At 57.9% G+C, this 25,056-nt stretch carries 22 protein-coding genes and 2 pseudogenes; 22 read left to right on the forward strand and 2 right to left on the reverse strand.

The features are described 5' to 3' along the window. Nucleotides 1-186 precede the first annotated feature (186 nt). The 7 genes and pseudogenes from AB7008_RS07335 to AB7008_RS07365 all read left to right on the forward strand — a co-directional run. Nucleotides 187-1,648 (forward strand): annotated as a pseudogene (locus AB7008_RS07335) (Kae1-like domain-containing protein); the annotation flags it as partial. Continuing rightward, nucleotides 1,628-1,900: a HypC/HybG/HupF family hydrogenase formation chaperone gene (locus AB7008_RS07340; protein ID WP_439711317.1), complete on the forward strand. Its 273-nt coding sequence runs from the start codon at nt 1,628-1,630 to the stop codon at nt 1,898-1,900. The pseudogene AB7008_RS07335 and the gene AB7008_RS07340, both read left to right, overlap by 21 nt. After that, complete coding sequence (gene hypD / locus AB7008_RS07345) at nt 1,897-3,039, forward strand: hydrogenase formation protein HypD (protein WP_038937406.1); 1,143 nt, start codon at nt 1,897-1,899, stop codon at nt 3,037-3,039. Before AB7008_RS07340 ends, hypD begins: the two co-directional genes overlap by 4 nt. Next, complete coding sequence (gene hypE, locus AB7008_RS07350; RefSeq protein WP_011084546.1) at nt 3,036-4,082, forward strand: hydrogenase expression/formation protein HypE; 1,047 nt, start codon at nt 3,036-3,038, stop codon at nt 4,080-4,082. The genes hypD and hypE overlap by 4 nt, the downstream gene beginning before the upstream one ends. Before the next feature lie 369 nt (nt 4,083-4,451). Next, the gene (gene ald / locus AB7008_RS07355) at nt 4,452-5,564 is read left to right on the forward strand and encodes an alanine dehydrogenase (protein ID WP_011084547.1); all 1,113 of its coding nucleotides are present in this window, start codon (nt 4,452-4,454) and stop codon (nt 5,562-5,564) included. A gap of 538 nt (nt 5,565-6,102) precedes the next feature. Beyond that, nucleotides 6,103-6,297 carry a 4Fe-4S binding protein gene (locus AB7008_RS07360; RefSeq protein WP_011084548.1) on the forward strand — a complete coding sequence of 65 codons (195 nt, stop codon included), beginning with the start codon at nt 6,103-6,105 and terminating at the stop codon, nt 6,295-6,297. Between the two features lie 143 nt (nt 6,298-6,440). Then, the gene (locus AB7008_RS07365) at nt 6,441-7,505 is read left to right on the forward strand and encodes an IS630-like element ISRj1 family transposase (RefSeq protein ID WP_011084514.1); all 1,065 of its coding nucleotides are present in this window, start codon (nt 6,441-6,443) and stop codon (nt 7,503-7,505) included. A 186-nt stretch (nt 7,506-7,691) separates the two neighbouring features. Here AB7008_RS07365 and AB7008_RS07370 read toward each other — a convergent pair. After that, nucleotides 7,692-8,677, reverse strand: a pseudogene (locus tag AB7008_RS07370) (IS3-like element ISRj2 family transposase); the annotation flags it as partial. Between the two features lie 598 nt (nt 8,678-9,275). On the opposite strand from AB7008_RS07370, the gene nifD reads away from it, so the two are divergent. The 10 genes from nifD (at nt 9,276) to AB7008_RS07420 (ending at nt 19,644) form a co-directional block, all read left to right on the forward strand. Beyond that, a complete protein-coding gene (nifD, locus tag AB7008_RS07375) occupies nt 9,276-10,778 on the forward strand; it encodes a nitrogenase molybdenum-iron protein alpha chain (protein WP_011084552.1) in 1,503 nt (500 codons plus the stop codon). A 65-nt stretch (nt 10,779-10,843) separates the two neighbouring features. Continuing rightward, nucleotides 10,844-12,400, forward strand: coding sequence for a nitrogenase molybdenum-iron protein subunit beta (gene nifK, locus AB7008_RS07380; protein ID WP_011084553.1), 1,557 nt, complete (start codon nt 10,844-10,846; stop codon nt 12,398-12,400). A 92-nt stretch (nt 12,401-12,492) separates the two neighbouring features. Further along, entirely contained in the window at nt 12,493-14,136 is a 1,644-nt protein-coding gene (gene nifE / locus AB7008_RS07385; RefSeq protein WP_011084554.1) for a nitrogenase iron-molybdenum cofactor biosynthesis protein NifE, read from the forward strand. 9 nt (nt 14,137-14,145) lie between these two features. Beyond that, complete coding sequence (gene nifN, locus AB7008_RS07390) at nt 14,146-15,555, forward strand: nitrogenase iron-molybdenum cofactor biosynthesis protein NifN (protein WP_011084555.1); 1,410 nt, start codon at nt 14,146-14,148, stop codon at nt 15,553-15,555. Beyond that, a complete protein-coding gene (gene nifX / locus AB7008_RS07395) occupies nt 15,552-15,947 on the forward strand; it encodes a nitrogen fixation protein NifX (protein WP_011084556.1) in 396 nt (131 codons plus the stop codon). Before nifN ends, nifX begins: the two co-directional genes overlap by 4 nt. A gap of 6 nt (nt 15,948-15,953) precedes the next feature. Beyond that, nucleotides 15,954-16,418 carry a NifX-associated nitrogen fixation protein gene (locus AB7008_RS07400; protein ID WP_011084557.1) on the forward strand — a complete coding sequence of 155 codons (465 nt, stop codon included), beginning with the start codon at nt 15,954-15,956 and terminating at the stop codon, nt 16,416-16,418. 19 nt (nt 16,419-16,437) lie between these two features. Beyond that, the gene (locus tag AB7008_RS07405) at nt 16,438-16,632 is read left to right on the forward strand and encodes a CCE_0567 family metalloprotein (RefSeq protein ID WP_026312876.1); all 195 of its coding nucleotides are present in this window, start codon (nt 16,438-16,440) and stop codon (nt 16,630-16,632) included. 10 nt (nt 16,633-16,642) lie between these two features. Beyond that, a complete protein-coding gene (gene fdxB / locus AB7008_RS07410; RefSeq protein ID WP_011084559.1) occupies nt 16,643-16,936 on the forward strand; it encodes a ferredoxin III, nif-specific in 294 nt (97 codons plus the stop codon). An 892-nt stretch (nt 16,937-17,828) separates the two neighbouring features. Then, entirely contained in the window at nt 17,829-18,662 is an 834-nt protein-coding gene (locus tag AB7008_RS07415) for a host specificity protein (protein ID WP_225895108.1), read from the forward strand. A 598-nt stretch (nt 18,663-19,260) separates the two neighbouring features. Further along, nucleotides 19,261-19,644: a Rieske (2Fe-2S) protein gene (locus tag AB7008_RS07420; RefSeq protein ID WP_011084562.1), complete on the forward strand. Its 384-nt coding sequence runs from the start codon at nt 19,261-19,263 to the stop codon at nt 19,642-19,644. A gap of 21 nt (nt 19,645-19,665) precedes the next feature. Here the strand turns inward: AB7008_RS07420 and AB7008_RS07425 are convergent, their stop codons facing one another. After that, complete coding sequence (locus AB7008_RS07425; protein ID WP_014497969.1) at nt 19,666-20,256, reverse strand: hypothetical protein; 591 nt, start codon at nt 20,254-20,256, stop codon at nt 19,666-19,668. Between the two features lie 259 nt (nt 20,257-20,515). Between AB7008_RS07425 and AB7008_RS07430 the strand changes: the two genes are divergently transcribed. From AB7008_RS07430 to AB7008_RS07450, 5 genes are all read left to right on the forward strand, one after another. Beyond that, nucleotides 20,516-20,836 carry an iron-sulfur cluster assembly accessory protein gene (locus AB7008_RS07430; RefSeq protein WP_011084564.1) on the forward strand — a complete coding sequence of 107 codons (321 nt, stop codon included), beginning with the start codon at nt 20,516-20,518 and terminating at the stop codon, nt 20,834-20,836. 323 nt (nt 20,837-21,159) lie between these two features. Continuing rightward, complete coding sequence (nifS, locus tag AB7008_RS07435; protein WP_011084565.1) at nt 21,160-22,341, forward strand: cysteine desulfurase NifS; 1,182 nt, start codon at nt 21,160-21,162, stop codon at nt 22,339-22,341. After that, complete coding sequence (gene nifT, locus AB7008_RS07440; RefSeq protein WP_011084566.1) at nt 22,338-22,562, forward strand: putative nitrogen fixation protein NifT; 225 nt, start codon at nt 22,338-22,340, stop codon at nt 22,560-22,562. Before nifS ends, nifT begins: the two co-directional genes overlap by 4 nt. A 747-nt stretch (nt 22,563-23,309) precedes the next feature. Beyond that, nucleotides 23,310-24,809 carry a nitrogenase cofactor biosynthesis protein NifB gene (gene nifB, locus AB7008_RS07445; protein ID WP_011084568.1) on the forward strand — a complete coding sequence of 500 codons (1,500 nt, stop codon included), beginning with the start codon at nt 23,310-23,312 and terminating at the stop codon, nt 24,807-24,809. A 10-nt stretch (nt 24,810-24,819) separates the two neighbouring features. Beyond that, nucleotides 24,820-25,044 carry a 4Fe-4S binding protein gene (locus AB7008_RS07450; protein ID WP_011084569.1) on the forward strand — a complete coding sequence of 75 codons (225 nt, stop codon included), beginning with the start codon at nt 24,820-24,822 and terminating at the stop codon, nt 25,042-25,044. Nucleotides 25,045-25,056: the final 12 nt, after the last annotated feature.

The following is a 25,056-nucleotide window of genomic DNA, read 5'->3' on the forward strand; positions in this document are numbered from 1 at the left end:
GATTGACGTGCTTGTCGTTTCGGCTCGTACTGGCGAGGGCTTTGGCGCGCTCTACGCCTGGATCAACAGGCAGGCGCGCCGTCAGAGACGCGCCTTAGAGGACGCAAGGCGATGAGCGCCGCAGCCACCTGCGATCGAAAGCGACTGCGCGTGCGCGTGAGTGGAGCAGTGCAAGGGGTTGGCTTTCGTCCCTACGTCTATGGACTAGCCATGCGGTACGGATTGGCGGGATTTGTCATCAATGGTCCCGAGGGCGTTCTCATCGAGGTCGAGGGGCACCGTACGTCTGAGTTTATTGCCGCGTTGCCGCAGCGTGGAGAGGCTGGCCCGGTCATCGTTGTCACCAGTGCAAATCTCTACGGCGAACCCCTGCTGATCGATAACGTGGAGGCGTTGAGACAGCTCAAGGGGGGCGCCGACCTGGTCGTGACCCATGATCGCGATATCTTGGCGTGCGCTGATGATTCCGTGGTTTCGGTGGCCGCTGGCCGGGACCAATTCATCCGTCGTGCTCGCGGCTATGTTCCCGAGCCAATTCGGCTTGCAAGGTCTGTCCCGCCCGTGCTCGCCGTCGGCGGGATACTGAAGTCGACCGTCACCATCACGCGGGACGACCAAGCGTTCGTCTCTCAGCATATTGGCGATCTAAATACGGCCGAAAGCATCCGTGCGTTCGAGAAGACGATCCGGCACCTCACATCAAGCCTCGGCGTGGAGCCTGTCGCCGTCGCCCATGATTTGCATCCCGATATGGCTTCTACCCGGTTTGCGGAAGCAAATGCTCGCGCGCTAGTCGCGGTTCAGCATCACCATGCACACGCTGCCGCAGTAATCGCTGAGCACGGCCATGCGGGACCTGCGCTTGCCCTGGTGCTCGATGGCCATGGCTTTGGCTCCGACGGCGGTAACTGGGGTGGCGAATTATTGTTGTGCGAAGAGACGTCGTCCCAGCGCATCGGGCACTTAGCGCCCCTGCAGATACCGGGTGGAGATCGTGCAGCCCGCGAGCCGTGGCGCATGGCCAGCGCAGTATTACACGGGCTCGGCCGGGTAACGAAATCGGGCAGCGCTTTGCCGCGCAGCGGCAAGCCGGCTGTCTGTCGGACTTGCTCGATCAGCCGGGCGGGACCACCACGACCAGTGCGAGACGGTTGTTCGACGCGGCAGCGGCGCTGCTAGGTATTGCGAATCTGCAGAGCTATGACGGCGAAGCAGCGTTGAAGCTCGAAGCGCTGGTGCGGGGTACTACGATTCTGGAAGCCGGCTGGACGATCGAGGGCGGCGTGCTGTCCCTTGGTCCGCTATTTTCACGTTTGATTGCTGATGACATTGACGCTGCCGGAGGAGCCGGGCTGTTTCATGGCACGTTAGCCGCTGCCTGCGTTGACTGGGTCACACGCTCTGCGCGGACAACCGGCATCAATACCGTGGTTCTGAGCGGCGGCTGCTTCCTGAACGCGGTGCTGGCGGACAAAATCCCGTCGGCGGCTGCTTCCTGAACGCGGTGCTGGCGGACAAAATCCCGCGGGGGTGCAGCGATGCCGGTCTTACCCCCCTGGTACCGCGACGGCTGCCGCCCAATGACGGCGGTTTGAGCCTCGGCCAGGCCTGGATTGCGGCTCTAAAGATTGCTCAACAGCCGCCCGCCGGGCAGGAGCTGCCTGATATGTGTCTTTCGGTTCCGGCAAAGATCGCGAAAATTCTTCCCAACGAAATGGCCCTCGTGTTCATCGATGGCGTCAACCTGGAGATATCGATTGCCCTCCTCGACGAGCTCGACGTCGGCGATTTCGTCCTGGTCCATGTCGGCTATGCGCTCGCTAAGATCGATCCGGCGGAAGCCAAGCGCACGCTAGAGCTCCTGCAGGAGCTAGGCGCTGCGAAGGAATGCCGATCGTGAAATATTCCAGCGAATTTCGCGACAAGACTATCGCGCAGGGACTTGCGCGAGCAATTGACGCTGAGGTCAGTTCACAACGAGCCTACCGGTTCGTGGAATTTTGCGGTGGACACACTCATGCAATCTCCCGCTACGGTCTTGAGGATCTGCTGCCCGCGAACGTTCGGATGATCCACGGGCCCGGTTGTCCCGTCTGCGTTCTGCCGGCGAGCCGTATCGACATGGCGATCCGGCTCGCCGAGCGGCCAGAGGTCATTCTGTGCGTCTACGGCGACCTGATGCGCGCGCCTGGGTCGCAAGGGCAGTCCCTGTTGCTTGCCAAAGCGCTGGGTGCCCACATTCGGATGGTCTACTCGACCCTCGACGCTATCCGGCTCGCCGAACAGACGCCGGGCCGCGAAGTGGTCTTCTTTGCCATCGGATTTGAGACCACGACGCCCCCGACGGCGGTCATGATCAGGATTGCCGAGCACAAGCGGCTCGAGGGCCTTAGCGTGTTCTGCAATCACGTTCTTACGCCCTCTGCGATGCACCGCATTCTCGAGAACCCGAAGATCCGCAACACGGGCGGGGTCCCCATTGACGGCTTCATCGGGCCTGCACATGTCAGCACCATTGTCGGTACGCAGCCTTACGAGCCCATGGCGGAACAATTCGAGAAGCCGATCGTGGTCGCCGGATTTGAACCCCTCGACGTGCTGCAGGCTGTCCTGATGCTGGTGCGGCAAGTGAACCAAAACCGCCACGAGGTGGAAAACCAATACAGCCGTGCAGTGACACGCGAAGGCAACCGGCGCGCCAAGGAGGAGGTCTCGCAGGTCTTCGAGCTGCGTGAGCAGTTTGAATGGCGCGGGCTTGGACTGGTACCCAACAGCGGACTGAAGCTGAAGCAATCATATGCAAAATTCGACGCCGAGACGCGCTTTGCGATCCATGACCTGCGTGTCGAAGACAATCCGGCCTGCGAATGCTGCGCGATCCTGCGTGGCGCCAAACGGCCGATCGATTGCAAGTTGTTTGGCAATATCTGCACGCCGGAAACGCCCATAGGAGCCTGCATGGTGTCATCAGAAGGAGCTTGTGCGGCGTATTGGACCTATCGCCGAGTTCGCGATGAGCAGGCGAGGCAGACGTCATGAGCGTGAAAGCCTATCAACGCAAGCTCGATGTGGAGAACGGACGCGTTGAACTTTCCCACGGGGCCGGAGGCCGTGCCATGGCACAGCTAATCTCCGGCCTCTTTCATCAGGCCTTCGGTAATGAATGGCTCGCCGGCTCCAATGATCAGTCGGCGTTCGATGTTACCGCAGGCAGGATGGTGATGACGACTGATGGCTATGTGATTTCGCCACTGTTCTTTCCTGGCGGCAACATCGGGTCATTGGCTGTGCACGGCACGATTAATGACATCGCGATGTCCGGTGCGCGTCCTCTCTATTTGTCGGCCAGCTTTATCATCGAGGAGGGTTTCCGGTTTTCGGATCTCAAGACGATCGCGGAGTCGATGGGCGCGGCGGCATGTGCCGCCGGCGTCTATATCATTGCCGGGGATACCAAGGTGGTCGAGCGTGGCAAGGCGGACGGTCTGTTCATCTCTATGACCGGGATCGGGCTGGTGGCCGATGGGCTCGATCTTTCCGCTGACAAGGCAAAGGTCGGGGACCGTGTGCTGCTGTCCGGTAGCCTCGGTGATCATGGGGTGGCGATCATGTCAAAGCGTCAGAACGTTGCATTTCAAACCGAAATCGTCTCCGACTCAGCAGCGTTGCATAGTCTCGCTGCGGCCATGGTTGCCGCTGGCGGTGGCGGCATCCGGGTAATGCGCGACCCTACGCGCGGCGGGCTCGCTGCGGCTCTCAATGAGATCGCGCTTCAATCAGAGCTCGGCTTCCATCTGCAGGAATCGATGATTCCGGTGAAGCCTGCGGTTGCGGCTACCTGCGAACTGCTTGGACTCGAACCGATCCATGTTGCCAACGAAGGCAAGCTCGTCGCGATCGTGGCGCCGGATTCTGCCGATGCCGTTCTCGCAGCCATGAAGGCGCACCCCCTCGGGTCCAATGCGGCCGATATCGGTGAGGCGGTGGCTGACGATCACAAATTTGTGCAGATGACGACCGATTTCGGCGGCCGGCGAATCGTCGACTGGCTGTGGGGGGAACAATTGCCTCGGATCTGTTGAACAGGCTGCGCAACGTCCATTTCTTGGCCGCCCATTAGCCCTCAGCTCAACAAGCGTTTCGCTTGATAGGCAATCCTACCTAATTGGCAAATTGCTGTCTTTGCTGCTTGAGGAGTTCGGCGAGGCTGGATTTCGGTTGTTGGCTTTTCTGCGGGCCGCGACTGCAATTCGGAACGATTCACCGGCATCGCGCAGTTTTCGACGGCTAAGTTCAGCGAACAGGATCACACGATCTACCCAGCACCCCTGGGTTTGAAATCCTGCGAAGCCTCGCAAATATCGCTGAATTCCTGCGCCATTTTGCCCGGCTGCGTCGCGATATCGCTGCGCGCTTCCGATAAGAAGGCGCGTCAGGCAGGGAGTATTCAAATGAAGGTCGGAGTTCCAAAGGAAATCAAGGCGCACGAATATCGCGTGGGCCTTACCCCAGGAGCTGCCCGTGAATACGTGGCAGCGGGCCACCGCGTGATGATCGAGACCAATGCCGGCGCTGGCATTGGTGCAACCGATGGCGATTATCGCAATGCCGGCGCAACGATCTTAACTTCGGCAGCTGAGGTATTCGCATCGAGCGAGATGATCGTAAAGGTCAAGGAGCCTCAGCCGGCCGAATGGTCCCAGCTGCGTGAGGATCAAATCCTGTTCACCTATTTGCACTTGGCCCCGGACCCGGAACAGGCTGCCGGCCTCTTGAAATCTGGATGCATTGCAATCGCCTATGAGACCGTAACTGATGCTCATGGTGGTCTTCCACTGCTGGCGCCGATGAGCGAGGTCGCGGGCAGGCTTTCGATCGAAGCGGCGGGTAGCGCTCTAAAGCGGAGTACAGGGGGGCGAGGGCTGCTGATCGGTGGGGTGCCCGGGGTTCAGCCTGCCCGAATCGTGGTGATTGGAGGTGGGGTCGTCGGTACGCACGCCGCGCGCATGGCGGCTGGTCTGGGCGCAGAGGTGACCATCATCGATCGTTCGATCATCCGGCTCCGTGAGCTGGACGAGCTATTCGAAGGACGGGTTCGCACTAGGTTTTCGACCATCGAATCCGTGGAGGAAGAGGTATTTGCGGCGGACGTGGTGATTGGTGCGGTGCTCGTCCCAGGGGCAAGCGCTCCGAAGCTGGTCCGCCGGAGCATGCTGAGCTCAATGCGCAAGAGAGCCGTACTCGTGGACGTCGCTATCGATCAGGGCGGCTGCTTTGAGACATCGCGCCCAACCACTCACGCTGATCCAACATACGAAGTAGATGGCATCATTCATTATTGTGTGGCCAATATGCCGGGTGCCGTGCCGCTAACCTCGAGCCAGGCACTGAATAACGCGACCCTGCCGTTTGGTTTGGCTCTGGCCAACAAGGGTTTTTCCGCCGTACTCGAGAATCCACATCTGCGCGCAGGCCTCAACGTCCATCGGGGCCGGCTAACATACAAGGCGGTGGCCGAGAGCCTCGGGCTGCCCTTCTCCCCGATCGAACAGGCTGCGGCCTGATCCCAGAGGCCCTCATGGGCGTTTCCTCCCTGACTAAGGCCACCCTTCGGGGTGGCTCTTTTTTTCGGCTATTAATCAACTGACCTCCGCCAGTATTGATTAGGAGTGCGGAACGAAGCAGAGGATCACCGGACGAACGCCTGCCTCAACCGCCGCCAGGATAGGGAGACGATGTACCTTCCGGTCCCATTGAGTGAAGCCGACAAGATGCGCCGCGGGCGACCTGATACTTGCCCGGACAGCTCCATGATGTCGCGACACATCGATCATAGCCGCGGCAGGCGGCCTTAAGGATCTCGGATCGTTCCCTAATGCTGGAGAAGGTGGTTTACCTGATCGCTGACGGCCGTGACACCGATCATGCGCAAACCACAGGATCGAGATCAGATTGTCATGTTCGTTGTAGGATTTGCGACACCGTATCGGGTCGGCGACCTGCGTTATCGAAATTTCTTCAGATGAATCAAGCTCAAGATGTCTGGCACAAGACTTGATAGCAAGAAACTGTTCCGCACCTTTTGCTTATGGAATAGCACTGATGGCCTACAAGATAATCGCATCCCAATGCACGGTCTGCGGTGCGTGCGAGTTCGAGTGTCCCAATGCCGCGATTAGCCTGAAGAACGACATCTATGTGATCAATCCGTCCCAGTGTACCCAATGTGAGGGGCATTCTGACGCGCCAAAGTGCGCCGTGGTTTGCCCCGTGCCAGATACTTGCGTGCCCGCATAGGAGCGGCAGCCGATGAGAGGGGCTCCTGCACGAAGCATGATGAAGATAATATCCAAAACAGCCGCCTTTGCGACCCGTCTCCCGTTTTCCTCGCTCGCTAGTACCCACTTTTCTTGGAACGTGAGTCGTGATTCAAGGTCGGGATGATACCCGAAGCAAGAGAAGTCCACCTTTCGAGGAAAGATCGCAAGGTGCTTGAGGCGTGCTGTCGCTCACCGGTGACGTTGCAGCGCGATTTGAAGCGGGCGCGGATAGTTCTGTTGGCGGCGGATGGGCGCAGCACCCGGTCGATCGCCAAGGAAGTTGGGGTCCAGCCGCGGATTGTCAGCCTTTGGCGGCATCGCTATGCCGACCATGGCCTTGAAGGGCTGCAAGACAAGCCGCGGCCTGGCAAGCAGCCGATCTATACGAAGACGACCGACAAGCGGATTCTGAAGCTGCTGGATAAGCCGCCACCGCAAGGGTTTGCGCGCTGGACCGGCCCCCTGCTGGCCGAGGCGCTGGGCGATGTCGATGTCCAATATGTCTGGCGGTTCCTGCGCAGCCACAAGATTGACCTGGTGGCTCGCAAGTCCTGGTGCGAGAGCAACGACCCGAACTTTACGGCCAAAGCCGCCGATGTTGTCGGCCTCTATGTCGCGCCGCCGGCGAAGGCCATTGTGCTGTGCGTGGACGAGAAGCCCTCGATCCAGGCTTTGGAGCGAGCGCAGGGTTATCTGAAGTTGCCCAATGGCCGCGCCTTAACCGGCCAAAGCCACGATTACAAGCGGCATGGCACCACAACATTGTTTGCGGCGCTCGAAGTCGCCACCGGAAAGATCATCGCGACCCATTCAAAACGCCGGCGCCGCGTCGAGTTTCTCGATTTCATGAACAGCGTCACCGCGACTTTTCCGAACCGCAAGCTTCACGTCATCCTCGACAACCTCAACACCCATAAAAAGAACGAGGACTGGCTCAAGGCCCACCCCAACGTGCAATTTCATTTCACGCCGACAAGTGCGTCATGGCTCAATCAGGTCGAAGTATGGTTTTCCATCTTGCAGGGGCAGTCGCTCAGCGGCACCTCCTTCACGAGCCTCAAGCAGCTTCAGGAACACATCGATGCCTACGTCAACGCATACAACGACAGAGCCGAGCCCTTCGTCTGGACCAAGAAAAAGGTCCGTCAACGCCGTTTCAAAGGCCGCCGTATCACTCAGCTCTGATTCCGGGTACTAGCCCCGTGTTCGAAGAGAGCTGGCCCCGGTTGTTTGGACAGCGCCCCGCTGGATTTAAGTGGATTCCTGCCGGGTTATGCTGAACGCGGGGCTTTACGATTTTGTCGTTGCGTCGGGAGGGCGTAGCCCGACCAGAGCGACGACAAAATCGTCGGCGACGGTCATGCGGCCATTGCGGAGATAAACTTCTTCGTATTTGACCGTGCGCCAGAGCCGCTCGACAAACACGTTGTCGCGCCAGGCGCCCTTGCCGTCCATGCTGATGGCGATCTTCGCGTCCAGCAGCACATCGGTGAACTCGAGGCTGGTGAACTGGCTGCCCTGGTCCGTGTTGAAAATCGCGGGCCTGCCGTGCTTCGCCAACGCCTCCTGGACCGCTTCGACGCAGAAGGCCGCCTCCATTGTGATCGAGACGCGATGGGCCAGGACCCGTCGGCTGAACACATCGACGACCGCCGCGAGATAGACGAAGCCACGCCGCATCGGAATGTAGGTGATGTCCATTGCCCACGCATGGTCGGGCCGCTCGATCTTCAATCCGCGCAACAGGTACGGGTAGATCTTGTGACCCGGAGCCGGCTTGCTCGTGTTCGGGCGACGATAGACCGCCTCGATCCCCATGCGCTTCATCAGCGTCGCGATGTGGCGGCGACCGGCGTATACCCCCTCCCGCCGCAGCAACGATCGCAGCATACGCGCTCCCGCGAAGGGATAATCGAGATGCAGCTCATCGAGCCGACGCATCAAGGCAAGGTCCTCGGCCGAAACTGGCCGAGGTTCATAGTAGACCGTGCTGCGAGCCAGCTTCAGGACCTTCGCCTGGCGCACGATAGAAAGATCATGACCGCGGTCGATCATCGCTTTGCGCTCAGCAGGCCCGCCTTGGTGAGCGCGCCGGACAAAAAATCGTTTTCCAACGCCAGCTCGCCGATCTTGGCATGCAACGCCTTCAAATCGACCGGCGTCTCGGCCGATGTCTTGTCATGCCCAAACACGCCGGCGGCGCCTTCCAGGAGCTGGTTTTTCCAGATCGTGATCTGGTTCGGATGAACATCAAACAGTTGCGCCAGCTCCGCCAGTGTCTTGTCTCCTTTGACCGCAGCCAAAGCAACCTTCGCCTTGAATGCCGGAGAATGCGTCCGGCGGCTCTTCTTCGTCATCTTCGCTCCTGATTCGCAGCAAGAATCCTCGCCGCTGTCAGGCAGAAAATCCACTCAAGCTACTGTCCGAATTTGCGGGGCCAGCTCTGTGTCCCTCGGCATGTACAACGCACGCGAAGACATCGATGTGATCGTGCGTGCCCCTTATCAAGGCGCGACGATGCTCGTGTGATCTAACGAGCCTAAGAAGTTCACGTGGCGTCGAGGTAGCTCGCCTTGAGATCTAGAGCGCGAGATCGCGCACGTCATTACATCGCAGGTGAGCACCTGTAGGTTTCAATAAGTATGAAGGATTGGAAGCCAGACTTGCGGCCTGCTTCCGCCTTACACCGCAGAGCGTTGCTGTCGCGCATAAACTCAAAAACTCCGCCGTGAATTTCACGCGCGGCCGCCTTGTTCCATTTCGAACACCGCCAAACCAAGAGTCCCTCGCAAAGGCGAGATGTCGGATTCGCAACAACAGCCCGTCACCGTACAAGTCGCGCTAAGAAACTGTTGTTGTTCTAGTTTTAGTGCTCATGAGACCCTGGCATGCCGGTTGCAAAGTCTTGGATCAAGAAGCCGCCCTCCCAACAGCTAACCTTTTAAAGGACACCAGATGAGTCTCGCCACGACCAACAGCGTCGCAGAAATCAGGGCTCGCAACAAAGAGCTGATCGAGGAGGTGCTGAAGGTCTATCCGGAGAAAACCGCGAAAAGGCGTGCCAAGCACCTCAACGTGCACCAAGCAGGTAAGTCGGACTGCGGGGTGAAGTCCAACATCAAATCCATACCCGGCGTGATGACGATAAGAGGGTGCGCCTATGCAGGGTCGAAGGGGGTGGTCTGGGGACCAATCAAGGACATGGTTCATATCAGCCATGGCCCGGTTGGCTGCGGCCAATATTCATGGGGCTCGCGGCGCAACTATTACGTTGGCACCACGGGCATCGATAGCTTCGTGACTCTGCAGTTCACCTCCGACTTCCAGGAAAAGGATATCGTATTTGGCGGCGACAAGAAACTGGACAAAATCCTTGATGAAATCCAAGAGCTGTTTCCACTCAACAACGGCATTACGATACAATCAGAGTGCCCGGTAGGGTTGATCGGTGACGATATCGAGGCGGTGTCAAGGGCGAAATCCAAAGAATATGGAGGCAAGACCATCGTGCCGGTCCGTTGTGAGGGCTTTCGGGGTGTGTCGCAGTCACTAGGCCATCACATTGCAAACGATGCGGTACGCGATTGGATTTTCGGGCATATCGAGGCCGAGGGCAAACCAAAGTTCGAGCCGACACCATACGATGTTGCGATCATCGGAGACTACAATATCGGCGGCGATGCTTGGTCGTCGCGAATTCTGCTTGAAGAGATGGGACTACGGGTAATCGCGCAGTGGTCCGGCGACGGTTCACTGGCCGAGCTCGAAGCAACGCCGAAGGCAAAGCTCAACATTCTGCATTGCTACCGTTCCATGAACTATATCTCACGCCACATGGAAGAGAAGTTCGGCATCCCTTGGTGCGAGTACAACTTCTTCGGACCTTCAAAGATCGCGGACTCACTGCGCAGGATTGCGGGTTATTTTGACGACAAGATCAAGGAAGGCGCCGAGCGAGTGATCGAGAAGTATCAGCCGCTGGTGGACGCCGTGATTGCAAAATATCGCCCGCGCCTCGAGGGCAAGACGGTGATGCTGTACGTCGGCGGCCTTCGTCCGCGTCATGTGATTGGCGCGTACGAGGACCTCGGGATGGACGTCATTGGCACTGGCTACGAGTTCGGTCACAACGACGACTATCAGCGCACAGCTCAGCACTACGTGAAAGACAGCACCCTCATCTATGATGACGTCAATGGCTATGAGTTCGAGCGCTTCGTCGAAAAACTCCAGCCTGATCTTGTCGGCTCAGGCATCAAGGAAAAGTACGTTTTCCAAAAGATGAGTGTGCCGTTCCGGCAGATGCATTCGTGGGACTATTCGGGTCCATATCACGGTTATGACGGCTTTGCGATCTTCGCGCGCGACATGGACATGGCCGTCAACTCGCCAATTTGGAAAAGAACGAAAGCTCCCTGGAAGGAAGCGCCGAGCGCCAAGCTCCAGGCTGCAGAATAACGCAACTCGTCTCGCTCTCCGGGAAAGCCCGGGCGATTCCAATCTGATAGTGAAGGATTTCACCGATGCCGCAGAGTGCCGAACACGTGCTCGATCATGTCGAACTGTTCCGCGGTCCAGAATACCAGCAAATGCTGGCGAAGAAGAAGATATTCGAGAATCCGCGCGATCCTGCCGAGGTCGAACGTATCAAGGAATGGACCAAAACGGCCGAATATCGCGAAAAAAACTTCGCGCGGGAGGCGCTGGCGGTAAATCCGGCGAAGGCGTGTCAGCCGCTTGGCGCCGTATTCGCCTCTGTCGGCTTTGAGCGCACGCTGCCCTTCGTCCACGGCAGCCAAGGCTGTGTGGCCTATTACCGCAGTCATTTGTCGCGGCACTTCAAGGAGCCTAGCTCCTGTGTCTCTTCATCAATGACGGAAGATGCTGCCGTATTCGGCGGTCTGAACAACATGACCGACGGGCTCGCGAACAGCTACAAGATGTACAAGCCCAAGATGATTGCGGTTTCCACAACCTGCATGGCCGAAGTGATCGGCGATGACCTGAACGCCTTCATCAAGACGTCGAAAGAAAAGGGCTCGGTTCCGGCAGACTTCGACGTGCCGTTCGCCCACACGCCCGCATTCGTTGGCAGTCACGTCACCGGCTACGACAATGCCCTCAAAGGCATTCTGGAGCATTTTTGGGACGGCAAGGCCGGAACAGCGCCGAAGCTGGAGCGCAAACCGAATGGAGCGATCAACATCATTGGCGGGTTCGATGGATATACCGTCGGGAACCTTCGCGAGATTAAGCGCATCTTGGAATTGATGGGCATCCAGCACACAGTTCTCGCCGACAATTCTGAAGTGTTCGACACTCCGACAGACGGCGAATTCCGGATGTATGACGGTGGTACGACGCTGAAGGATGCGGCGAACGCGATTCACGCCAAGGCGACCATCTCCATGCAGCAATGGTGCACGGAAAAAACGCTGTCATTTGCGGCAGAGCATGGCCAGGACGTTCTATCCTTCAACTACCCGGTAGGCTTATCAGCAACGGATGACTTTATCGTCGCGCTGTCACGCATCAGCGGCAAGGAGATTCCGGAGCAACTCGCGCGAGAACGTGGCCGCTTGGTTGATGCCATTGCCGACTCAAGCGCTCATGTTCATGGCAAAAAGTTCGCGATCTATGGCGATCCGGATCTTTGCTATGGATTGGCTGCGTTTCTGCTCGAACTCGGCGCCGAGCCGACCCATGTGCTGTCCACCAATGGCAACAAAGCGTGGCAGGAGAAAATGCAGGCGCTGCTTGCAAGCTCGCCATTTGGACAGGGCTGCCAAGTCTATCCGGGGCGGGATCTCTGGCACATGCGTTCACTCTTGTTCACCGAGCCGGTCGATTTTCTGATTGGCAACACCTATGGGAAGTATCTGGAGCGTGATACCGCAACGCCACTGATCCGCATCGGCTTTCCGATTTTCGACCGGCATCACCATCACCGCTCCCCCATATGGGGCTATCAGGGCGGTCTGAATGTGCTGGTCAAGATCCTGGACAAGATCTTCGACGAGATCGACAACAAGACCAACATTCTTGGCAAAACCGACTACAGCTTCGACATCATTCGTTGATGAGCAACTACACGTGCCATCGTCCAGGACTGGACGATGGCACGAGCACATAACGGTTGAGTTTACAATTTGTTGCCCTGAGAGGAAGCAGGATGAGTTCACTGGCGGCCACGGTCCAGGATATCTTCGACGAGCCGGGCTGCGCCAAGAATGGCAGTAAGTCTGAGGCGGAACGCAGGAACGGCTGTACCAGACAGTTGCAGCCGGGTAGCGCTGCGGGTGGCTGTGCTTTCGACGGCGCGAAGGTTGCGCTGCAGCCGTTCACCGATGTCGCTCACTTGGTACATGGCCCGATCGCGTGCGAAGGTAATTCCTGGGACAATCGCGGCGCGGCGTCGTCCGGCTCGGATTTGTGGCGCACCGCTTTCACAACCGATTTGAGCGAAACCGATATTGTATTCGGAGGCGAGAAGCGGCTGTGCAAAGCGATCAAGGAGATCATCGACAAGTGCGATCCGCCCGCAATCTTCGTCTATCAAACCTGCATCCCGGCGATGATCGGCGATGACATCAATGCAGTCTGCAAGGCAGCGTCGCGAAGATTCTCAAAACCGGTGATCCCGATCAATTCTCCGGGCTTCGCCGGTTCGAAAAACCTCGGTAACAAGCTCGCGGGCGAAGCCTTGCTCGACTACGTGATCGGCACGCGAGAACCGGACTACACCACGCCGTACGACATCAATCTGATCGGAGAATACAACCTTTCAGGAGAGCTCTGGCAGGTGAAGCCAGTGTTAGACGAGCTTGGAGTGCGAATTCTCTGCTGCATTTCGGGCGATGGCAAATACCGCGAAGTCGCTTCATCTCATCGCGCGCGGGCGGCAATGTTGGTGTGCTCAAAATCCATGATCAACGTGGCACGCAAGATGGAGCAACGTTACGGGATCCCATTCTTCGAGGGGTCGTTCTACGGTATTCAGGATTCAAGCGAATCGCTACGCCAGATCGCCCGCTTATTGGTTGAGCGCGGCGCCCCGGCAGATCTGCTCGGGCGCACCGAAGCGGTGATCGCGCGCGAGGAAGCGCGGGCGTGGGCTGCCATCCAGCCGTACAAGCCGCGACTCGAAGGCAAAAGGGCCTTGTTAATGACCGGCGGTGTCAAGTCATGGTCGGTCGTCTCGGCGCTCCAGGAAGCCGGGCTGGAATTAGTCGGAACCAGTGTGAAGAAATCGACCATGGAAGACAAGGAGCGCATCAAGGAGCTCATGGGGCAGGATGCCCACATGATCGACGACATGACTGCGCGCGAAATGTACAAGATGTTGAAGGACGCAGAAGCGGACATCATGCTATCGGGCGGCAAGTCGCAATTTGTCGCGCTGAAGGCGGCGGTGCCATGGGTCGATATCAACCAGGAGCGTTGCCACGCCTATATGGGCTATGCCGGAATAGTCAAGCTGGTGGAGGAGATCGATAATTCGCTCTCAAGCCCGATGTGGGAGCAGCTACGTCGGCCAGCGCCATGGGAGGCTTTGGCCAAAGCGCGGGAGCAGATGCAGTCCATGGCCGCGATCGCCGGCGATCCGGTCCTCGCCGAAACAGCGCGCCGCGCGAGGAATATCTGCGTGTGTAACAGGGTTGATCTGGGCACGATTGAGGACGCAATCTCCGTGCACGGCTTGAGGAGCGTCGCAGCGGTCCGAGAGCATACCAATGCGGCCGGTGGCTGCTGTCAAGGACGCATCGAAGATATGTTGATGTCCGAGCCATCTGATATGCGACAGGCCGCAGAGTAGGGAGTCGCCATGGCCCTGGTCACGGCGCCGACAAAAGCCTGCGTTGTCAACCCGCTGAAGATGAGCCAGCCGATCGGCGGCGCATACGCCTTCATGGGGCTGCGCGGTGCGATGCCGCTTCTGCACGGCTCACAGGGGTGCACATCCTTCGGTCTCACGCTCTTTGTCCGGCACTTCAAAGAAGCAATACCGCTGCAGACCACCGCGATGAGCGAGGTCGCGACCGTACTCGGCGGATATGAAAATTTGGAGCAGGCGATACTTAACATCTCCAAGCGCGCTAAGCCGAAGATCATCGGAATCTGCTCGACCGGTGTCACCGAGACCAACGGCGACGATGTGGAAGCGTACCTCAAACTAATCCGGAGTGCGTATCCGCAACTCACAAAGTTGCCGCTCGTATATGTATCAACGCCTGATTTCAAGGGCGCGTTCCAGGATGGGTGGGAGAAGGCAGTTGCACGCATGGTGGAGGTGCTGGTGGACCGGCCAAGTGCCAATGGCCTGCGGGATCCCTCGAAGGTAAATGTTCTACCGGGGTGTCACCTGACGCCCGGCGACCTTGATGAACTCCGTGCCTTGCTGGAGGATTTCGGATTGTACCCCTCCTTTCTCCCTGACTTGGCGGGATCGCTCGACGGGCATATCCCCGATGAGTTTACGTCAACGACCATCGGCGGCATTGACGTCGACGAGATCGCGAGCATGGGGCGCGCAGGGTGGACCATTGCAATCGGTGCGCAGATGCAGCGCGCGGCTGAGGTCATGCAGACTAAAACCGGGGTGCCTTTTCGTGTGTTCGAGCGACTGTGTGGTCTTCATCCAAACGACGATTTCATGATGTTTTTGAGCGAGATTAGCGGGCGCCCGATACCCTCGAAATATCGACGCCAGCGCAGTCAGCTCGCCGATGCTATGTTGGACGCGCACTTCCATATTGGCGGCCGCAAAGTCGCGATCGGTGCCGAGCCAGACCTTCTGTTCGATTTATCCGGCATGCTGCACGATATGGGCGCGCAGGTGACCGTCGCCGTGACGACCACTCAGTCTGAGGTGATCGAGCGAATCAGGACCAAGGAGGTTCTCATTGGTGACCTCGAAGATCTGGAAGGATTTGCAAAAGAAAAGCATTGCGATCTGCTGATCACGCATTCGCATGGAAGGCAAGCGGCGGGGCGGCTGAAAGTGCCGTTCTATCGCGTAGGTTTTCCGATATTCGATCGGCTTGGCGCGGGCCACCAAGTATCCGTCGGCTATCGTGGTACCCGCAATGTGATCTTCCAAATCGCCAATCTCGTGATCGCGCATCGCGACGAGAACGACCGACCTACACCCGATAGGTGGCGGACCACGCCCGGACTGCCACAACACGTGGGGCATCGCCGCTCCACTGGCGCGCCTGAAAGGTCAATTGCATGAAGGTCGCTTTTGCCACTCAGGATCTGAGACGCGTCGATGCTCATTTTGGCTGGGCAAAGAATATTGCAATCTACGATGTCGCGCCCAGCGGGCATGTCTTTCTTAAAGCTATCGAGTTTGAGGGCGATCTTGAGGAGGACGGCAGTGGTGACAAGTTGGCGCCAAAGATCCAGGCGATCAAGGATTGCGCCATCCTATACGTCGCGGCCATTGGTGGTGCCGCGGCTGCGCGAGTGGTGGCCAGCAAAATTCATCCTATCAAGGTGAGCAAACCGGAAAGCATTCACGTGTTGCTGGAAAAGCTCGAGTCGGTGCTGAAGGGCACGCCACCTCCCTGGCTGCGCAAGGTCCTTGCAAAGGACCAACCGCGATCGTTTGAGTTCGACGAATGAGATGATATGACCGCAAAAATAGCGCAGCAGGGCAGCGTCGTCGACGCACCATTTCTAATCGAGTTAGTCAAGCTTTGGCGCGCCCAGGATACCAATGAAGCCTGGGAAGGGAAGAGCGACCTTGATCTGCTCGAACCCTATATCCTGAACAGGGAGAGACGACGCGCATTGCCGATCATCGGTGATCCCGATCCCAATACACTATGGCGGCTTGAGTTGTTCTTCAATGCGGTCGGCCTGTCAGTAGAGAGGGAGACCGGCATTATGGTTCAGCCGATCCTGAAGCTGCATCATGAAGGCTTCGGGCGCATAGTGCTCATCGCAGGGCGGTTGGTCGCCGTAAACAAGCAGCTGCGCGACGTGCATCGCTTGGGATTCGATAATTGCGTCAAGCTGGCTCAAGAGGGGGATAGATATGTCAGCGAGGGAATTGGCCTGATTCGGAAATTTCCAGACGTGGCTAACTATTGAGGATACTCACTCATGGGCGATCAGTGAAATACTGAAGGCCGAACTAAAGAAAGTGTCCGCCAAGGCGATACAGGCCAAGATGGATCTGCACGACCTTTCGGAAGAATTGCCCATCAACTGGACGTCGATTATGGCGGTGGCGCAGAAGGCGTACGATGTCTATGTCGAACTGGAGCGCAAGAGTCGCGAGCTAAAAGAGCTGGAAAATACTTGAAGGGCAATGCATGTCATTTGCAACGCGAGACGGCCGCGACTGGATGCCACAATACCTAGCCTCGATCGATGCCAAGAAGTGCATCGGCTGTGGCCGCTGTTTCAAGGTGTGCGGTCAAGATGTCATGACTTTGAAAGGCATCAACGAGGAGGGCGAACTCGTCAACCTTGACAATGACGCGGACGATGAAGTCGAAAAAAAGATTATGGTTCTGAACGATCAGGGCGCCTGCATCGGCTGCGGTGCGTGCGATAGGGTTTGCCCGGCCAGCTGCCAGACCCACGTCCCAGCCGCAGCTGCATGAGCGAAGGGGATCTATCTCCCGTTCGCCGCAGCGCGTGGAGGGAGGCCCCGCTGGATCAGGTCAATCCGCAACGGAGACTCGTGCCAGCCGGCCCGAATGGCCCGATTTTTTCCCTGAATGGCAAGACGGAACGAGCGGAGATGCGCATGGCCGAATGCTGCTCAGCCCCGAGGCAAGCCATACCGGCTGTCTGGCGCCTGCTTGCAAGTCTCGCTCGTATCGCAGGATCCGCGTTTTGTCGAAAAGCGACTTGGCCTTGGGCGGGCGATCATATTACCGTCGTGGTCGTCTAGTCGGTTTTCCGAATAGGCACTTCCTTCGGAGCCAGTCGTGCTCATCCTATCCTGTGGCCTTCGGTTGCGGGATCGGCAGGAGCGAAAGTCTGCCGCGGTCCACGGGTTTTACAATTGTCCGGCCGATCATAGCCGCCGATCGCGTTGAAGCGCATGTGATGGTGGCACCTGTGTCTTCGCGATTCTATCCTGGGACCGGATGGTGCTGCTCCGAATTGGATGACAGTGCAATAGCACGTGCGAGTCGCGGACGCCGCGACAAAAGCACCGGGCAGCAATTCTGCGCGCACGCCGCCGATCCTCGATAGACGGCTGCATTGGTCAATGGCAGCGACGACCGAAAGTAAAGGGCGGTGCTGCAGATCTGCGCCGTTGAACGTCACATTTTTGATGATCAAGCGCGGACAATATCGCACGCCATCAGCCTGCGATTGCTGGCCAGCGGGTGCGTGACTCGCTTGCGGATTGCGCAGCCGCAGCCTCCGAGCGCCGGCAGATGCTTAGGTCAGGTTGTGGTCAGTTAGGTTGTATATTATGAACGCGAGCTTGCGCGGCATGAGCTCAATCGCGTGCAATGTTGCCGATAGGAGAGCGATCTGATGTATGGCAGAGTCGTTGGCTCATCCAGCCAATCCACAAGCGCTAATCAAGTTGATGAACCGGGAGATAGCCCCCGCTTTGCGGAAACACTTGCAGGTATGGAGCCAGGCGGGTCGTCATCTGAAACAAGGGCGTACTATCTGAATTCCGGTCCGCCCATTGTTGAGATCGACCAGCGTTCCTTCGATCGAGGGCTGCAGAGATTTTTGGGCCGCGACATCATGAACATCGCCATTAATCCGCAAGAGTACTCAGACTTCGTATCAAAGAAAGCTGAGCGGGCAGCAACGGTTGCTGGCAGCTATAGCGCCACTCACTATGATCCAGCCAGGCCCGTGCGCTTCTTCAGCTATCAATTGGGTGACGAAACAGTTGGCCTGTTGAGAGCAGGAGGTCCGGTTCGGATCAAGGGGGAGACCTTCCGGGAAAAGTTTGGGCGCAACGATCTCACGTCCGTGGTGGACCTTCGGGTCACTCATCCCCTGGTTGAGAACGCGGGCGATATTTTGCTTGAGTACCAGCTGAGAGAGGATGGTGATGATCCCTTGATCTTGTCAAAACCAGGCTTGCCCGGCATGGAACCCCGCCTAGCAGAAATGGGTTTTGTTCATGTGGGTCGAAATCACTGGGTGCTTGATCCTCACCAGCATCCCGAGGTGTGGACGAAGAATGAGAACGACCAGTGGCAGCGAGTAGGCAAGCCTACGAAGTACCTTAGTAAGGTGGAGGATGATGATGCCGCCGCTGAATCGACGGTCCAGGCGGACTATTCTGACGAAGATGATCCGTCAGTCTATTTGGAGCGCGTCCTCACGGGGCTAAGCATGGAGTAACGCAACGGCGACCCTGAGCCATTTTTCGAAAGCTGAGAGCAGTGATATCGACACTCAGTTTCGAAAGCGAATTGTTGCACGATGAGCCGTCACCTTGCTTGAAGTGCATGTTGCCGAACGCGCATGGAGTAAGGTGGCTGCAATAGCAACACCGAACCTGAAGTGATGGGCGTTTGACCGTTCAAAGCGCGGGCGCAACAGTCTTAGTTCAAAGGGGGCGCGCGCTCGCTGCGCGCGCCCTGCGCCGGCTGGAAGCGAGCACATGGCTCTTCTGCGAAGGCCGCGACGCCGTGAGACATACGCCATCGGAGGGCACCGTGGCCCCGCTATGCGGCGTGGCCATTAACGAGCAGCAGCGACATCCGCCGCGTTTGGCCGTCCGGCAAGCCCGGAGCGCGGAGCAGCAGTTCTGCAGCTAGCACGGAGGGAACGAGAAGGCTCAATGTTCCTTTGTCTGAAATATACGCCGCTGTGCAACGAGATCTGCTGAAATAGCCAAGTTTGCGCGTCGGATGACCAGACACGATTCGTTTCGGCGCTCGTACGGTTATTGCAGGGGCAATTGCACAGCGACAATTAAGTCTTGCAAGAGCAACCTATGCAGCCAACTCTCGTCTATGCGATTTGCAGCTTTAACGACATTCCGAGCCGCCAGGCCATCGGATTTCATCTTATGGTCCTCGAAGATGACGGCAATCACCGGCCGTGGCCCATCATTGTGGTGCGATGGGGCAAGAAGGTGCTTGGCTATGTCAATAAATGCCCGCACCACAGCGTCAATTTGGACTGGGAGCAGAACGAATTCCTCGATCCAAACGGTATCCGGCTGATGTGCGGCAAGCACGGTTCGACCTTCGAACTCGGCACCGGGCGGTGCGTCGAAGGTCCATGTCAAGGTAGAGCGCTTACGCCGATCGCGTTGGTAGTTGTGGATGGCGACATCTGCGCCGTCGGTGTGCATCTCGCGGAGGACGATGCATGAGCCAACAACTGAAGACCGCCCTCAGACCGGGCGGTTCTCGTTGCGGTTTTTCACAGCCTCCATCCTCTTTAGTCCGTCGTCATACGAGATTTCCTCATAGGATAGATCGAGATCCCTTGTGGCATCGAGGAGGTAATCAAGCTTGCCGGCCGGATCGAGCTTCTTGATGTCGTCCTTGTTCAGCCCGACCAAGTCCATCATCTCCTTCCAAACCGTGGATTCATCGCAGGGTAAGACGTGGAAGTTAATATCGCCGAGCTTAACTCGATACTTCGCCAGCAAATCGATGTTGTTGCAGAAAATGAAATAGCTGCCGATTGGGCTCAAGGCACCGTCGAGGACGGTCGCGACGTCAACAAGATACGCGAAGGAATGTAGGTAGCCGGCCAGCACGGGGATAGTGCGTTCTCCGTTTTGGGCGATCGTCAGAACCTGCTCAATGGAATAGTCTGGCGGTCGTTTCTCGTCCGCGACCTGAGTCTGGAACTTTAGTGCGACGTCGCCGCGAAAGCCGAACCGGCCCGGCTTGGTGGTCGCGCCTTTGAATACGGCGTTGAGAAGGCGGCTCTCCTTCTCAAGTCTGCCGAGTGCAGTGTTCTCGATAGCGGTCATTAAATCTGTCCTTGATCTATGCTCTTCACCGACGCGTTGTCGGAGCCAGATGCGATGCAAATTGCCTGCCGTCGCCTGCGTGGCGGCGTTCAGTGAAGCTCGGAAAGAAAACGCGCCGGTGGCTGGCACCGCCTTACGTGCCTTGTCAGGAACCCGACATCCGTTGCCAGCCAAGGGGCGCGGAAATGAGCATCATCAGGCGTCTGCGCGCTGGCACGTGACTTGCTCTTAGCTGGGCCTAAGCTGACGAGGCAAAGACGTGATCAACCTGACCGATAGCGCAGTCAATGCAATCAAGAGCGCGATTTCATCTTCGGAGCGGCGGGCGGGTGGTCTGCGCGTCATGATCGAAGCAGGCGGCTGCAATGGATTCAAATACAAGATGGGCATCGCCGATGAGCCAAAGCCTGACGACACCGTGATCGACTGCGATGGGCTCAAGGTGTTTGTCGATAGCAAGAGCCGAGAGCATCTGGCCGGCACAACCATCGATTTCGTGCTGGCACCGGAGAGCTCTGGCTTTACCTTTCATAACCCGAACGCGGCCACCAACTGCTCCTGTGGAAAATCATTCGGCTGATGGAAACATTGATCAGGCGATAAGGAAAGGGCAATGAACCACACCGGCCGAACCAGACCGACTGAAGAACTCGTCGATCCCCACGATGCGAGAGGGTCCCGTTCGCTGCGCGAACGAAGAGATCGGACCCAATCGCCAAGCCGAAGCTGGCGCCTGTTAGCTGATCGGCACGATAGCAGCATGCTCTTGGCGCGGCTCGACAATGCTGGCAAGCCGTACAAGCTTCCGAGCGTGAGTCTAGAAGGGATTCAGGGGCACCTGGTAGGTAAGATCGGAGGTTTGGATCGCCTGGTCCTCGTTGTTGCTGCAGGCGGGGTGGTGCAGTGAGCGAGAATCGAGCGCCGATTTACCTCGATAACAATGCAACGACGCGAACTGATCCATCCGTCGTGCAAACCATGTTGCCTTTCTTCACTGAGCAATTCGGCAATGCCTCGTCCGCGCATGCCTTTGGCAACGAGGCCGCAATTGCGGTGAGGCAGGCACGGAGAAGCTTGAGCGGCCTGCTAGGTAGTGCATACGATCACGAAATCGTCTTCACCTCGGGAGGGACCGAAGCCAATAATGCCGCAATCCTCTCGGCACTTGCAACCCAGGAAGGTCGAGACGAGGTTGTCACCACTTCGGTTGAGCACTCCGCCGTACTTGCGCTAACGGAGCAATTGGCGGCAAGGGGAGTCAAGACGCGCATTATTGCCGTAGATGCTTGCGGCCGGCTCGACATCGAGGCGTTTCGCTGCGCGCTTGGGCCACGCACAGCGATTGCCTCGGTTATGTGGGCCAATAACGAGACCGGAACGATATTTCCCGTGAAGTGTCTGGCCGGGTGGACCCGTGAGGCGGGAGCGCTATTTCACACAGATGCGGTGCAGGCCATTGGTAAAGTACGCTTAAACCTAAAGGACAGCACGATCGACATGCTTTCACTATCCGCGCACAAACTGCACGGCCCGAAGGGGGTAGGTGCGTTATATTTGCGTAAAGGGACAAAATTCCAGCCGCTGATCTGCGGCGGATCACAGGAACGAGGGCGGCGCGCTGGGACCGAGAATATTCCCGGAATCGTCGGACTAGGAAAAGCTGCCGAACTTGCGGCGGAGCGGCTTGAACCCGAGCGCATCCGCATTGGCGCGTTACGTGACCGCCTTGAGCAGGGAATTTTGCGCAATGGCGAGTGCGTTGTGCTTGGCGACATTCGCAATCGTTTGGCGAATACGACTAATATTGCCTTCGACCATCTCGAAGGTGAAGCGATTGCCCACCGTCTTAACCGGGCGGGCATCGCCGTATCGCTCGGGTCAGCCTGCAGGTCGGGCTCAATGCAGCCATCGCATGTTCTGCGTGCCATGCAGGTGCCTGCGTGGCGGATGCACGGCGCCGTGCGCTTTTCTCTTTCGCGCGAAACCTCCCTCGCCGAAGTCGATGAGGCCGTGTGCGCTGTGTCAGATATCGTGACTCGCATGCGCGCCAGCTCCCGCGCCACGGTCAGGGAGCAGACCTCGTGAAAATCATGATCCGCCGCTCTCCGGACACGGGCTTGTCAATCTACGTGCCAAAAAAGGATATCGAAGAGTCAATCGTGGCCTCCGAGTACGAGACCCTATGGGGCGGCTGGATCAAAGTCGCTAACGGTTGGGTGCTCGATTTGCCCGAGATGGCGAGCGACACACGGTTACCGATCACAATCGACGCGAAGAAGCGGGATGAGAGCGGCGACGATCCATGAAGCGCTCACGGAGATGAGCGCTGTCGATGCGGCGGATGCAAAGGTTACTCTCGCCGACCTTGGCGCCCGCCCTGGGGACCGAGATCATTGTCGTCTCTCTCGTCCTGGCATCAGGGAATTGAAAATGCGATGTGCTGAGCACACCAGATGCATCGGTCGGCTTATTCGCCGGTAAGTCGGCGCTGTCTCGGGGCTTTGGGGGTCGACTGGCTGCGGCGCAGCATATCAAGATCAGCAAACGTCGGCCCGCCGCGACGGCATTGATGAGGCGGGGTTTACTCAGCCAGTCGGGACAAGGCGATTGCACCATCATCTTTGGCCCTCATTGCTGCCTGTCATATTCGGACGCGTGTTGCCCTAGTATTGGCCTTATGATGTCCGGCTTCCCCAGTTCGGATCGGGCCAATTGAGAGCGGCAGCGCGCGAAAGCCCGTTCAGATGAGCTGGATCGGGGCGAGCCCCGCGAGAGTGAAAAGCACACGAGATGGAGCCCCGAGTGAGAATGGCGACGCATCTGTCGCTTTGCCAACAAGCTCATCATTGCTGTCTTGCAAGTGCCAACGCTATCGCTGCGCCTACTCGGTGTACTGTGGTTGCATTCGCATCATCCTCGCCACGGCATGCAAGTTGCTAATCTTCCTGAAGCGCGCTCTAGGATGATCTGTGGGCGTCGATGCTTGCAGGGGAGTGATCTCGGTCGTGGAGCGCGGAAAATATGTCAAAGCAGCGGTCAATAGCGGGAAGATCATGCAGTCCATAACCGAGCATAAGGGCTGCCGCGCTTCGGCGAAGACCGGGCGGGCGAGCTGCGGCTCGCAGGCCGGCCGAGGCGATCTGCCGGTCGAAATCTGGGAAAGGGTGAAAAACCATCCCTGTTACAGCGAGGATGCGCACCATCATTACGCTCGCATGCATGTCGCGGTCGCACCTGCCTGCAATATCCAGTGCAACTACTGCAACCGAAAATACGACTGCGCCAATGAATCGCGTCCGGGTGTGGTGAGCGAGAAGCTCACCCCTGAGCAGGCAGTGAGAAAAGTGATCGCGGTCGCGACGACCATTCCGCAGATGACGGTACTTGGCATCGCTGGTCCCGGCGATGCCCTGGCCAATCCAGCAAAGACGTTCAAAACGCTCGCGTTGGTCACCGAGGCTGCTCCTGACATCAAGCTGTGTCTGTCAACCAACGGACTAGCGCTGCCAGACTATGTCGATACCATCGTGAGGGCCAAAGTTGACCACGTCACCATCACCATCAACATGGTCGATCCTGAAATCGGAGCCAAGATTTATCCATGGATCTTCTTCAACCACAAGCGATACACCGGCATCGAGGCGGCAAGGATACTCACCAATCGCCAGCTTCAAGGGCTCGAGATGCTTAGCGAACGGGGCATTTTGTGCAAGATCAACTCGGTGATGATCCCCAATATCAATGATGACCACCTGGTCGAGGTCAACAAGGCGGTCACGTCGCGCGGTGCCTTCCTTCACAATATCATGCCGCTGATCTCCGTACCCGAGCACGGAACAGCATTTGGCCTCAACGGTCAGCGCGGTCCGACGGCTCAAGAATTGAAGACGCTGCAAGATGCTTGCGAAGGGAAGATAAACATGATGCGGCATTGCCGGCAGTGCCGCGCTGATGCGGTCGGTCTACTCGGCGAGGATCGCAGCGCGGAGTTCACCAATGATCAGGTGATGAAAATGGACGTCCATTATGACCTAGAGATGCGCAAGGCTTATCAAAAAAGGGTAGAGAATGAGCGCGTCTCCAAAGTCGCGGCCGGTCAAAAGGAGTTGGCGGGAGTCTCCGGAGAGATGAGCGCGATCACTGTTCTAGTAGCCGTCGCAACTAAGGGCTCGGGATTGATCAACGAGCACTTTGGACATGCAAAGGAATTCCAACTGTACGAGCTCTCCACATCCGGCGCCAAGTTCGTCGGGCTACGTCGTGTGGAGGGTTACTGCCAGGCCGGCTATGGCGAGGAAGATAGGCTATCCGTGATCATGCGCGACATCCGTGACTGCCACGCGGTCTTCGTGGCTAAGATCGGCGGCTGCCCCAAGAGCGGCCTGATCAAGGCTGGGATCGAGCCGGTCGATCAATTCGCCTATGAGTACATTGAGAAGTCGACGATCGCTTGGTTCAGGGCCTATGTCGGCAAAGTAAAGCGCGGGGAGATCCAGCATGTGCAGCGCGGCGTGCCCCCGCGTTGGCCTGGAGATCGGATCTCTGCGGCGTAAGGAGGAATATGTGCCATTCAAAATCATCGCCTCGCAGTGCACGAGCTGCTCAGCTTGCGAGCCTTTATGCCCGAACGTTGCTATTTCGGAGAAGGGGGGAAACTTTGTCATTGAAGCGGCGAAATGCAGCGAATGCGTGGGGCATTTTGACGAACCGCAATGTGCCGCTGCCTGTCCGGTCGACAACACCTGCGTGGTTGACAGGGCCTTGCCTCGCTACCAGGCGCCCGTCTGAAGTGTGGAGCCT

This window comes from Bradyrhizobium sp. 521_C7_N1_3 (assembly GCF_052075975.1).
Taxonomy (GTDB): domain Bacteria; phylum Pseudomonadota; class Alphaproteobacteria; order Rhizobiales; family Xanthobacteraceae; genus Bradyrhizobium; species Bradyrhizobium japonicum.